The 12,362-nt window shown below is 64.0% G+C and carries 10 protein-coding genes; 3 read left to right on the top strand and 7 right to left on the bottom strand.

Annotated elements, in window-relative coordinates:
• Window positions 1–243: 243 nt before the first annotated feature.
• Genes RGV59_RS18725 through RGV59_RS18715 form a run of 3 tightly spaced genes read right to left on the bottom strand, consistent with a single transcriptional unit; the run spans window position 244 to window position 3,380 of the window.
• A complete protein-coding gene (locus RGV59_RS18725) occupies window positions 244–1,347 on the bottom strand; it encodes an acetoin dehydrogenase dihydrolipoyllysine-residue acetyltransferase subunit (protein ID WP_017846571.1) in 1,104 nt (367 codons plus the stop codon).
• Entirely contained in the window at window positions 1,344–2,363 is a 1,020-nt protein-coding gene (locus RGV59_RS18720) for an alpha-ketoacid dehydrogenase subunit beta (RefSeq protein ID WP_017846572.1), read from the bottom strand. Before RGV59_RS18720 ends, RGV59_RS18725 begins: the two co-directional genes overlap by 4 nt.
• A 39-nt stretch (window positions 2,364–2,402) precedes the next feature.
• A complete protein-coding gene (locus RGV59_RS18715; protein WP_046383715.1) occupies window positions 2,403–3,380 on the bottom strand; it encodes a thiamine pyrophosphate-dependent dehydrogenase E1 component subunit alpha in 978 nt (325 codons plus the stop codon).
• A 310-nt stretch (window positions 3,381–3,690) separates the two neighbouring features.
• Here RGV59_RS18715 and RGV59_RS18710 point away from each other — a divergent pair, with 310 nt between their 5' ends.
• The gene (locus RGV59_RS18710) at window positions 3,691–5,559 is read left to right on the top strand and encodes a sigma-54-dependent Fis family transcriptional regulator (RefSeq protein WP_126585538.1); all 1,869 of its coding nucleotides are present in this window, start codon (window positions 3,691–3,693) and stop codon (window positions 5,557–5,559) included.
• Window positions 5,560–5,687: 128 nt separating this feature from the next.
• Here RGV59_RS18710 and RGV59_RS18705 read toward each other — a convergent pair whose 3' ends face one another.
• On the bottom strand, window positions 5,688–6,482 hold the full coding sequence (locus tag RGV59_RS18705) for an acetoin reductase (RefSeq protein ID WP_017846575.1): 795 nt from the start codon (window positions 6,480–6,482) through the stop codon (window positions 5,688–5,690).
• 181 nt (window positions 6,483–6,663) lie between these two features.
• Between RGV59_RS18705 and RGV59_RS18700 the strand changes: the two genes are divergently transcribed.
• Complete coding sequence (locus tag RGV59_RS18700) at window positions 6,664–8,814, top strand: TonB-dependent siderophore receptor (protein ID WP_126585537.1); 2,151 nt, start codon at window positions 6,664–6,666, stop codon at window positions 8,812–8,814.
• An 18-nt stretch (window positions 8,815–8,832) separates the two neighbouring features.
• Here the strand turns inward: RGV59_RS18700 and RGV59_RS18695 are convergent, their stop codons facing one another.
• Both RGV59_RS18695 and RGV59_RS18690 read right to left on the bottom strand, forming a co-directional pair.
• Entirely contained in the window at window positions 8,833–9,270 is a 438-nt protein-coding gene (locus tag RGV59_RS18695) for a carboxymuconolactone decarboxylase family protein (RefSeq protein ID WP_017846577.1), read from the bottom strand.
• Between the two features lie 114 nt (window positions 9,271–9,384).
• A complete protein-coding gene (locus RGV59_RS18690; RefSeq protein ID WP_017846578.1) occupies window positions 9,385–9,855 on the bottom strand; it encodes an Lrp/AsnC family transcriptional regulator in 471 nt (156 codons plus the stop codon).
• Between the two features lie 123 nt (window positions 9,856–9,978).
• On the opposite strand from RGV59_RS18690, the gene RGV59_RS18685 reads away from it, so the two are divergent.
• The gene (locus tag RGV59_RS18685; RefSeq protein WP_057004699.1) at window positions 9,979–11,223 is read left to right on the top strand and encodes a methionine gamma-lyase; all 1,245 of its coding nucleotides are present in this window, start codon (window positions 9,979–9,981) and stop codon (window positions 11,221–11,223) included.
• Between the two features lie 3 nt (window positions 11,224–11,226).
• Here RGV59_RS18685 and RGV59_RS18680 read toward each other — a convergent pair whose 3' ends face one another.
• Complete coding sequence (locus RGV59_RS18680; RefSeq protein WP_126585536.1) at window positions 11,227–12,339, bottom strand: OmpA family protein; 1,113 nt, start codon at window positions 12,337–12,339, stop codon at window positions 11,227–11,229.
• Between the last annotated feature and the right edge of the window lie 23 nt (window positions 12,340–12,362).

Below are 12,362 nucleotides of genomic sequence, written 5' to 3'. Positions count from 1 at the left end.
TTTGGTGGCATTGAAAACTACTCGTTACCCTCCCACATTGGACTGCATCAAGGCTGGGCGTTGAGGAAGGTTGCCATCAACTGGTTGACCCGCTCCGCCGCCTCCAACTTTTGAAATGCACTCTAAATGGTGGGAGGGGGCTTGCCCCCGATGACAATGGGTCAGTCACTAGGAATATTGACTGAGACACCGCTATCGGGGGCAAGTCGAATCGTCGCACCGCCCCTCCCACATTGGACTGCATCAAGGCTGGGAGTTGAGGAAGGTTGCCATCAACTGGTTGACCCGCTCCGCCGCCTCCAACTGCACCATATGCCCCTGCCCCGGCAGGATTTCCACCTGGGCCTCGAGCCCCTCGGCATGTCTGGCCGGGATGATTGCGTCGTCGCTGCCCCAGATCACCAGGCTTGGCTGCTGCCCGACAATATTGCGCAAATCCAGGCGCTGCCGCCCGCCCTCGAACAGCTGGGCATTGAGCTGGCGCAACGCTTGATCCACGCCTTCGAGGCGCTTGAACTTGAGCATGTCCTCCAGCATCTGCCGCGTGACCAGCGCCGGGTCGCTGAACAGTTGAATCAAGTGCGGCTTGAGTGCGTTGCGGTTAGTCGCGTCGGTGAAGCCGTGCAAGTAGTCCGCGTTGATCTCTTCGCCCAACCCGGCGCTGGCGATCAGGGTCAGCGAGGCGACCCGCGCGGGGGCCTGGCGCGCCACGGTCAGGCTGACCAGGCCACCCATTGAGTGGCCGGCCAGGTGGACGCGGTCGAGCGCGAGATGATCGAGCAACGCCAGCAGCGCCTGGCTCAACTCGTCGGCATCGCCGCTGCGCAGCTGCTTGCCCGACTCGCCATGGCCCGGCAGGTCCAGGGCGATCACCCGGCGCTGCGCCGCCAACCCCGGGTGGTTGAACAGCCAGTTGTTCAAGTCGCCGCCAAACCCGTGGACCAGCACCAACGGCGTGCCGCCCTCACCGAGATCGAGATAACGCAACAGTCGCCCGCCCACCTCGACTTTCTGCGCGCTGGGCCCGGACGCTTGCGCCTCGGCCGCACTCGACACGAAGCTGGCCTGGAAACCCTCGATCACCGCATCAATCTCGGCTTCCGTGGCCTCGCCCTCCACTACGATCCCGAGCAGCCCGCCCACCGGCAAGGTCTCGTCGCTCAGCGCCAGCACGCGGCGCAGCACGCCACTGAACGGCGCCTCGACGCTGCTGGAGATCTTGTCGGTCTCCACGTCGAGCACTTCCTCGCCCTTCTCCACCCGGTCGCCCGGCTGTTTGAGCCAGACATCCACGCGGCCTTCGGTCATCGACAAGCCCCACTTGGGCATGGTCAAGATATGGATCATGCGGCAGTCCTCTTATCGGCAATCTTCAACACCGCGGCTTCGATCTTCGCTGCGTTGGGGATGTACAGATCCTCCAGCGCATCGGAGAACGGCACCGGCGTGTGCGGCGCGGTGACCATTTCGATCGGTGCGCGCAAGAACGAAAACCCGCGCTGCGCGACCAGCGCGCTGATATCGGTGGCGATCGAGCAGCGCGGGTTGGACTCGTCGATCACCACCAGGCGGCCGGTCTTCTCCACGCTTTCCAGGATGCTGTCTTCGTCCAGCGGGCTGGTGGTGCGCAGGTCGAGTACTTCGCAGTCGATGCCTTGGCGCGCCAGGTTGGCAGCGGCTTCCAGGGCGATATGCACCATGCGCCCGTAGGTGACCAGGGTCACGTCATTGCCTTCGCGCACGTAATTGGCTTCGCCGAAAGGCACGGTGTACAGCTCTTCCGGCACTTCACCCTGCAGGCTGTAGAGCATTTTGTGTTCGAGGAAGATCACCGGGTCGTTGTCGCGGATCGCCTGGATCAGCATGCCCTTGGCGTCATAGGGCGTGGCCGGGCACACCACTTTGAGGCCGGGGATGTGCGTCCACATCGAGGTGAGCATCTGCGAATGCTGCGCGGCGGCGCGCAGGCCGGCGCCGTACATGGCGCGCACCACCAGCGGCGTGGCGGTCTTGCCGCCGAACATGTAGCGGAACTTGGCGGCCTGGTTGAGCAACTGGTCGAGGCAGCAGCCGAGAAAGTCGACGAACATCAACTCGCACACCGGGCGCATGCCGCGGGTGGCCGCGCCGACCGCCATGCCGACGTAACCGATTTCGGACAACGGTGCATCCAAGACGCGGTCGGGAAACTCCGGGTACAGGCCCTTGGTCACGCCGAGCACGCCGCCCCAGGCATCCTGCTCGCCGGGGGAGCCGGTGCCGCCGGACACGTCCTGGCCGATGATGAACACACTCTGGTCGCGACGCATTTCCTGGGCCAGGGCTTCGTTGATTGCCTGCTGATAACTGATTTTGCGAGCCATGATCAATTCTCCACGGATTATTTTTGTAGTGGGTGGCGATTAGCGGTAAGCGACGTAGACATCACTGAGCAGGTCTGCGGCCTGAGGCTTGGGATCGGACTTGGCCAGGCGCACGGCGTCTTCGATCAGTTGCGCGACCTCCGCGTCGATGCGCTCGAACTGCGCCGCATCGAGCCAGCCTTCGGCGCTGCAGCGTTGGCGAAACAGCACCAGGCAATCGTGGGATTCGCGCAGGTTCTTCACTTCGTCGGGGCCGCGATAGGTTTGCGCGTCGCCTTCGAAGTGGCCGTAGAAACGGCTCAACTTGACCTCCACCAGCGTCGGCCCCTGGCCGCTGCGCGCACGTTCCACGGCTACCCCCAGAGCCGCGTGGACGGCGAAGAAATCATTGCCGTCGACGATCACCCCCGGCATGCCGAACCCCACGGCGCGCTCGGCGATGTCTTTGCACGCTACCGACCAGCCCGAGCCGGTGGCTTCGGCGTAGCCGTTGTTTTCAGCCACGAACAGACACGGCAGTTTCATAATTGCGGCCAGGTTCATGGCCTCGAACACCGCACCCTCGTTGGAGCCGCCATCGCCGAAAAACGCCACGGCCACGCCCTGGCTGCCCTTGAGCTTGGACGCCAGCGCCGCTCCGGCCGCCAAGGGCGCGCCGGCACCGACGATGCCGTTGGCGCCGAGCATGCCTTTCTCCTGGTCGGCAATGTGCATGGAACCGCCCTTGCCGCCGCACACCCCGGTTTTCTTGCCGTAGATCTCGGCCATCATGCCGAACACGTCCACGCCCTTGGCGATGCAGTGGCCGTGGCCACGGTGGTTGGAGGCGATGCAATCTTCATCGTTGAGGTGGGCCATGACCCCGGCGGCGCTGGCTTCCTGGCCGGCATACAGGTGGACGAAACCTGGGATCTCGCCAGTGGCGAATTCCACGTGCAGGCGTTCCTCGAAATCGCGGATGGTACGCATCACGGTGTAGGCATGGAGCAGTTGATCAGTGGACAGGTGAGTGGACATCTTGTTGTTCTCCAGGTTGTCTCGACACACAAAAGGCTGGCTGCAGCCAGTTGCAAGACCTTCAGCACAGCCTGTGCCAACGCCTCGATAAACCTCGCATAGACTTGATCTAGAGCAGTGCCACGCGGTTGTGCGGCGGCGACCGCCAACCACAGAATGAGACGCGCCATTGCAACCTGCCCGTGGCGTGCGTGGCCGGATGAGACGCTGCGTCTCACACCGGGCAGTTGGTCAGGCCGCCCTTGTCCGCCTGCGCGCATGCGCGCTTAATGGCGGGCATAACAACAAAAGATCGAGAACCGGAGGCCTTATGCTCGCCGCGAACTCCAAAGACCATGTCGACTGCGTCAGTCGCGTGGTCCGCAATGCCGATCGCCTGCCCCAGGCTCCGGTGCCGTCGCTGATTTTCGATTCATGGCGCCGTTCCATGGAGCAACACCACCTCGACCCTGGCTCGCTGCAAGGGCCACGCATTCTCAGTGAACCGCTGCTCAAGGAATGCCGTGAGCGCGCCGAACTGTTCATGCACATCGCCAGCGAAGAAGTCGGCCAACTCCACCACCGCGTGCGCCATGCCGACTACTGCGTGATGCTCACCGACGCCCAGGGCCAGACCATCGACCACCGCGTGGACACGGCGATTCGCACCGATTGCCGCAAGGCCGGCCTATACCTGGGCACCTGCTGGTCGGAAGCCGAAGAAGGCACCTGCGGCGTGGCCACGGTACTGACCAGCAAGGCTGCCGTGACGGTGCATAAGCGCGATCACTTTCGCGCGGCATTTATCGGGCTGACCTGCTCCGCCGCGCCGATCTTCGACCCCCAGGGCAACCTGCTGGGGGTGATGGACGCCTCGGCGCTCAAATCCCCGGATGACCGGCGCAGCCAGCATCTGGTGCGGCAGATGGTGGCACAGAGCGCACAAGCCATCGAAAATGCCTTCTTCATGCACAGCGCCCGTCAGCACTGGGTGCTCCAGGCCCACAGTACGCCCGGCTATGTCGACAGCCAGCCCGACCTGCTGCTGGCCTGGGACCAGGATGGGCGCCTGCATGCGTTGAACAGCAAGGCGCGCCAGGCCCTGCGTCGGCGCTTTGGCCAGGTGCCGGCGCATATCGGCGAGGTCTTCGATCTGGATGCGTTGCGCGCGGTCACCGATCAATCGGCGCAACAGTTGCACTGGCTGGGCGAGCCCGGCGCATTGCATGTGCGGGTCAGCGCGCCGCGGCGTAAGCCGGCGCGTCCAGCGAAGGCCGTAAACAATCAGGTCGACCCCCGGGTGGAAGAACACCTGCGCCTGGCCTTGCGGGTCAAGGACCGCAACCTGCCGGTGCTGGTGCAGGGTGAAACCGGCGCCGGCAAGGAAGTCTTCGCGCGCCAACTGCATGAGCGCAGCGCTCGTCGCGACGGGCCCTTCGTGGCGGTGAACTGCGCGGCGATCCCGGAAAACCTCATCGAAAGCGAGCTGTTCGGCTATGTCGCCGGGGCCTTTACCGGCGCGTCGAACAAGGGCATGCCCGGGCTGTTGTTGCAGGCCGATGGCGGCACGCTGTTCCTCGATGAAATCGGCGATATGCCGCTGGCCCTGCAGACGCGCTTGCTGCGGGTATTGGCCGAAGGTGAAGTGGCGCCGCTGGGTGCGGCAAAAACCCGTGCGGTGGATATCCAGGTGATCTGCGCCAGCCACCGCGACCTGGCGGTGCTGGTCAGCGAGGGGCGCTTTCGCGAAGACCTGTACTTTCGCCTGGGCTGCGCACGGTTCTGCCTGCCGCCCTTGCGCGAGCGCAGCGACAAGCTGGCCTTGATCAATCGGCTGCTGGAACAGCAGGCGCACAGCGGCGCAATCTCCGTGGGCATCGGCCCCGCCGCGCTGGAGGTACTGCTCGGCTATGCCTGGCCGGGCAATGTGCGACAACTGCGCCATGTGCTGGCGTATGCCTGTGCGGTGTGCGACGGCGGCACCATCCAGTTGGCTGACCTGCCCGTGGAGGTGCGCGGCGAGCGGCTCGAGGCCGACGTGGAACAACGTGTCAGCCCGGAACGCCAGGTGGTGCTGGATGCACTGATCCGGCATCGCTGGAAGCCGTCGCCGACGGCCCAGGCGCTGGGGATTTCGCGGGCGACCCTGTATCGCCGGGTCAACCAACTGGGCATCGACATGCCGGGCAAACATATCTGACCCAGCACGGTCAAACATATGGGAGCGGGCTTGCCCGCGATGGCGGTGTATCAGCCACCGATGCCGTGACTGAACCGCCGCCTTCGCGGGCAAGCCCACTCCCACCTTTGAACCGCGTGCTTTCAGGGCTATCGGTACACAATCCCACCATCGATCAACGGCGACTGGCCGGTCATGTAGTCCGCATCCGGCCCCGCCAGGTAAGACACCAGCCCGGCCACATCCTCAGGCGTTTCCGCACGGCCCAGGGCAATCCCGTCCACATACTTCTTATAGGTCGCACCGACTTCGGCGCCGGTAATCTCGGCCATGCGCTTGTCGATCTCGACCCACATATCGGTGCCGACCACGCCCGGGCAATAAGCATTGACCGTAATCCCGGCGCTGGCCAGTTCCTTGGCCGCCGCCTGGGTCAGGGCGCGCACGGCGAACTTGGTCGCCGAGTACACGCCCAGCAGGGCAAAACCTTCATGCCCGGCGATCGAGCAGGCGTTGATGATCTTGCCCTTCTGCTTGAGCGCCTTGAACTTCTTGCCGGCGGCCTGGATGCCCCACAACACACCCTGCACATTGATGCCCAGGGTGCGCTCGACCTGCTCGGGGCTGACGTCCAGCAGTGAATCGATCTGCGCCACCCCGGCGTTGTTGACGATGATGTCGAAACCACCGAGGGTCTGGTATGCGTGTTCGACGGCGGCCACCACCTGTTCGCGCTTGGACACGTCGGCGATGAACACCGAGGCCTTGCGCCCTGCCGCGACGATTTCAGCGGCCACGGCTTCGAGCTTGGCGCCATTGATGTCCACCAGCGCGATATCGGCACCGTCCCGTGCCAGGCGCAGGGCGATGGCGCGGCCGATACCCTGCCCGGCGCCAGTCACCAGCGCAACTTTTCCAGCGATGAGGTTTCCAGCGGTACTCATAACGACCTCCTGCAACGATGAGAGAAGCCTCGTCTATCGCAGATGCACGCCAGGGCTGTCGAGGCGCACATGAATCGGCGTGCGCGCTGAGACCGGATGTCTCAATGCGCGAATCCTTGTAAATGCACGCACTTATGCCTAGCTTATGCGCCCCCCGTCCTGCGCTTTAAGGCCTTGCCCCATGGTTCTGCGTTTTCGCCCCGTCGTCACGTCACGTTTCGCCCTCGGCCTGCTGCTCAGCGGTGGCATCGGCAGCAGCCTGGCTGCGGAAATTGAACTGCCGGCGGTACAGGTCCAGGGCCAGGATGAGTCCGGTTATCGCAGTGAAACCGCCTCGGTCGGCGGTTTCAATGAAGCGCCGCTGCTGGACACTCCCGCCTCGATCAGCGTGATCAACGCCGCCCTGATCAAGGACCAGCAAGCCCGCCTGCTCAGCGAAGTGCTGCGCAACGACGCCTCGGTGGGCGACAGCTACGCGCCGATCGGCTACTACGAAAACTTCGTGGTGCGCGGCTTCTCGCTGAACGCGGCGAGCAGCTACAAGATCAACGGGCGCACCATCACCGGCGAGCAGAACGTCGCCCTGGAAAACAAACAGCAGGTGGAAGTACTCAAGGGCCTGGCCGGCCTGCAAAGCGGGATCTCCGAGCCCAGCGGCGTGATCAACTACGTGACCAAGCGCCCGCAAGACGTGCGTTCGGTGACGGTGTCCAGCGACGACCGCGGCAGCGGCTATATCGCCACCGACGTCGGTGGCTGGTTCGGCAGCGAGCGGCAGTTCGGCCTGCGCGCCAACGTGGCCCATGAAGACCTCAATTCCTACGTGGAACACGCCAACGGCCAGCGCGACTTCCTGTCCCTGGCGTTCGACTGGAACATCAGCCCCGACGCGGTGCTGCAACTGGATGCCGAATACCAGAACAAACAACAGCGCTCGGTGCCAGGCTACCAACTGCTGGGCGGCAGCGAAGTGCCCCACGACGCATCGCCGAAACAGCTGCTGGGCCATCAAAGCGGTTCCAAGCAGGTCGGTATCGATTCGCTGAACCTCAACGGCAAGTTCGAATACCGCTTCAGCGACCAGTGGAAAGGCAGTGTCAGCGCGGCGCGCAGCAAGGTGGTGATCGATGACTACAGTTCGTTCGCCTGGGGCTGTTTCTACGTGAACACGTGCAACACCAACACGTTCAGCCCCGAGGGTGACTACGACATCTACGACTACCGCAGCCCCGACGACACCCGCCGCGACGATGAAGTGCAGGCGGCCATGACCGGGCTGTTCGACACCGCCGGCCTGGGCCATGAATTGACCTTCGGCACCAGCGCGTTTCGCCGGGTGATCGACAAGCGCAAGGCGGTCAACGAGTACATCGGCAGCGGCAATATCAATCAGGACGCGCCGACGTTTGCGCCGACCAACGTACCGCTGAACGACAGCCATCGCACCCTCGACAGCCGCCAGTACGGCGTGTTCGTCACCGACCGCATCCGCTTCAACGAGCAGTGGCAAACCCTCCTCGGCGGTCGCGAAGTGCGCCTCGATGAACAAGCCTTTGACAGCAATGGCAACCAGGCGCGCCACACTCAGCAATACGTGTTCCTGCCCCAGGCCTCGCTGATCTATAAGCCGATTGAAAACATCTCGCTGTACACCAGCTACAGCAAGGGCCTGTCCCTGGGCGGCACGGCGCCGTGGTTCGCGAACAACGCGGACGAGACCCTGGCCCCGACCGTGTCGCGACAAATCGAAGCCGGCGTGAAATACGACTGGCGCCGCATCAGCTTCGCCGCGGCCGTGTTCCAGACGCGCCAGGCCTACCAGTACGCCAAGCCGGATGGCGCCGGGAGTTTCACCTACGTGCAACAAGGCGAACAGAAGAACACCGGGCTGGAACTGTCGGCGAATGGTTGGGCCACCGACCGCCTGCAGATCGCCACCAGCGTCGCGGCGATTCGGGCGCGGGTCAGCGGCAGCGGCACGCCGGACTACGAAGGCCACCAGGCGATCAACGTGCCCAAGCTGCGCGCCAGTGTCTACGCCGACTACGCGCTGCCGTGGGTCAACGGCCTGGCGGTCCTGGGCGGCGTGCAATACAGCGCCAAAAAGTACGCTAACCGTAGCGGCAACGTCGAGGTCGGGGACTATGCGGTGGTCAACGTCGGCAGCCGTTACACCACCAAAGTCGATGGCTATGAAACGGTGTTTCGCCTGAGCGTCGACAACCTGTTCGACAAACGCTACTGGCGCGACGCGGGCGAGTACATGGGCGATGACTACCTGTTCCAGGGCGCGCCGCTGACAGCGCGCCTGAGTGCCTCGGTCAACTTCTGACCGCGCACGGCCCCGGGCTTACTTGGGCATCTTGCGAAAGCCCACCGCCAGGCGGTTCCAGCTGTTGATGGTGGCGATGGCGACGCTCAGATCGACCTGTTCCTGGGGGCTGAACTCGGCGGCGAGTGCGTTGTAGTCTTCGTCTGCGGCGCGGGTCTGGCTGACCAGGGTCAGGCTTTCGGCCCAGGCCAGGGCGGCGCGTTCACGCGGGGTGAAGAACGGCGTTTCGCGCCAGGCCGACACGGTGTACAGGCGGCGTTCGGTCTCACCGCCCTTGCGCGCATCGGCGGTGTGCATGTCGAGGCAGAAGGCGCAGCCATTGATCTGCGACACGCGCAGGCGCACCAGTTCCAGCAGGGGCAGTTCGATGGACAGTTTGCCCACTGCGGTTTCCAGGGCGAGCATGGCTTTCATGGCGTCTGGGGAAGCGGTGTAGAAATCGGTACGGGGTTGCATGGTAGAGCTCCTGAACACTGGAAATTGGTGGCCAGATTAGTCAGCGCAGCACTCAGGAGAAATAGCCAATTCCGGCAAAGATCAGGTAGCCAATGTGCCCACGGGCTCAGCCCCTCAGCGCGGCAACGGAATCACGCGCAAAGGCCGCACCGATTTGTAGGAAAAGCTCGAGTAAATCTCTTTGACGCACGGCAATGTCTGCAACACCTCCCGCGCGAATTCGCCAAACGACTCCAGGTCCTTGGCCACCACTTCCAGCAGGAAGTCATAGCGCCCCGAGACGTTATGGCAGGCGACGATTTCCGGAATGTCGAGCAAGCGCTGCTCGAACGCCCGCGCAATTTCCTGGGTATGGCTCTCCATCATGATGCTGACAAACGCCGTCACCCCATAGCCCAACGCCTTGGGCGACAGGATCGCCTGATAACCGCTGATCACCCCGCTCTCTTCCAGGTTCCTGACCCGCCGCCAACACGGGGAGGTGGTCAGGGACACGCGCTCGGCGAGCTCGGCCACGGTCAAGCGGGCGTTGCCTTGCAGTGCGTTTAAAAGCGCCTTGTCGGTGCGATCCAGACTGAGGGGCATAACGTGCCTCTAATCATTATTTTTAGGAAGGTTTCATCCCATTGCGCGGGATTTGTCAGCAAATATTGCAAAGTTCAGCTGTGGTTATGAGCATAGCATTGTAGGAAATAAGGAGTGTCCGACATGAACAATAAACACAATGCATTCGGCTTTTCCACCCGTGCCATCCACCACGGTTACGACCCCAAGGACCACCACGGCGCCCTCGTACCGCCGATCTATCTCAGCGCCACGTTCGCCTTCCCCACCGCCGAATACGGCGCCGCGTGTTTTGCCGGTGAAGAAAGCGGGCACTTCTACACGCGCATTTCCAACCCGACCCTGGCCCTGCTGGAAGCGCGCATGGCGACCCTGGAAAACGGCGAGGCCGCCGTCGCCTTCAGTTCCGGTATGGGTGCGATTGCCGCCACCTTCTGGACCCTGCTGCGCCCCGGCGATGAGGTGATCGTCAGCCAGACACTCTACGGCTGCACTTTCGCCCTGCTGCACCATGGCATCGCGGAGTTCGGCATCAAGGTGCGCCATGTCGACCTCACCGACCTGGATGCGCTGCACGCCGCGCTGTCCCCGGCCACACGCATGATCTACTGCGAAACCCCGGCCAACCCCAACCTGCAACTGGTCGATATTGCCGCCGTCGCCACGCTGGCGCACCAGCAGCCCAACGTCATCGTGGTGGTCGATAACACTTACTGCACGCCGTACCTGCAACGGCCCCTGGAGTTGGGCGCCGATGTGGTCGTGCATTCGGCCACCAAGTACCTCAGCGGGCATGGCGACATCACTGCCGGCATTGCGGTGAGCAACCACGCACTGGCGCAGCGCATTCGTCTGCAAGGGCTCAAAGACCTGACCGGTGCGGTCATGTCCCCGCAGGACGCATCGCTGCTGATGCGCGGCCTCAAGACCCTGGCCCTGCGCATGGACCGCCATTGCAGCAACGCCCAGGCAGTAGCCGAAGCCTTGCAGGCCCACCCCGCCGTCGAGCGCGTGACGTACCCGGGGTTGCGCTCATTTCCCCAGTACGAACTGGCGGCGCGGCAGATGCGGATGTCCGGCGGGATGATTGCCTTCGAGCTCAAAGGCGGGATCGCGACCGGCCGGCGCTTCATGAACGCACTCAAGCTGTTCAGCCGCGCGGTCAGCCTGGGCGATGCCGAGTCCCTGGCCCAACACCCGGCGAGCATGACCCACTCCACCTACACCCCAGAGGAGCGGGCAGCCCACGGGATCAGCGAGGGGTTGGTGCGTCTGTCGGTCGGGCTGGAGGACATCGCCGACCTGCTGGCGGATGTGCAGCAGGCTTTGACCAAGTGTCTGCGGGCTGCGCCGCGTGCGACACAAGTGGTCGAGCATGCGATGAAATAGCGCTCAGTCCACGGCCACCGTGGCCTCGCCGCAGGCCCCTGTCTGCGGCACCAGGTGAATATCCACGCGACGGTTCGCGGCGCGCCCGACGTCGGTTTCATTGCTGGCAATCGGCTGACTGGCCGCGAAGCCCTGGACGGCAAAGCAACTGTCGGCGATGTCGCCCATGCGCTGCATCCAGTCGCGCACGGCAGAGGCGCGGGCATGGGACAGCGCCAGGTTCTGTTCGACGGAACCGGTCGCGTCCGTATGCCCGGCGACCACGATCAGCCAGCCGGGTTGGGCTTTGATGTCGACCAGGGCATTGATCAGCACCTTGGCCGAGCCTGGCTTGAGCGTGGCACTGCCGGCATCGAACAGCGACAGGCTGTCCAGTCGAACGGAGTCGGGCATAAGGGGTTCAGTGCCTGGACCGGCCAACCACATGCGCCAACCGAACCCTGCGAGCAAGGCAACGATCAGCGCCCCGACCAGCCCCCACAGCGCGATGCGTGGCCGGCGCGCCACCACTGCGGGTGGCGGCAGGATCACCACGGGGCTCACCAGCGCCGGCGCCGGCAACCTGAGCGGCGCGAGCATCGTGCCGTCCGGCGCGGGGCTTTGCTCCAGGCGCTGGATCAAGCCGCCGACCTGATAGCGCAGGGCGTGCAGCGGTTGTAGAGGGTGGTCTAGATGAGCCCGCAAACGCACCTGCAAACGGGCCAACTCAAGGTCCAATTGAACCAGCGCGGGCACGCCGTGGGCGGTCATCGCCCGGCTGCGCAGCACCAGTTGCAGTTGCTCGAACAACCATCCCAGCAAGTCCACGCGCGCCGACGCCATCGGCGGCCACAGGCGCACCCACTCACCGCCCAGCGCCTCGATCAACGCCACACCTTGGGTGATGCCCTCGACCCCATGACGCTGGCCGCGAGCCAAGGTGTAAAAGCACGCGCTGTGCAACTCCGCGCCGTTTTGCTGGAACAGCGCAAGGCAGCCTTGCTCGACCTTGGCCCAGTCCACATCCGGGCAGGCGGGATGGCTGAGCTTGGCCAATTCCTCGCGCAAAGCGATGAACTCACTGAAGCCGCGCGGATCACCGCCGACTTGAATACGCATCTCAAACAACGCCGTCATCGGGTTTCCCTTGCGTTATCGGT

This window comes from Pseudomonas sp. FG1, assembly GCF_034313875.1.
GTDB lineage: Bacteria > Pseudomonadota > Gammaproteobacteria > Pseudomonadales > Pseudomonadaceae > Aquipseudomonas > Aquipseudomonas veronii.
The sequence above is the reverse complement of the archived record's forward strand: the minus strand, read 5'-3'. Positions and strand labels throughout refer to the sequence as shown.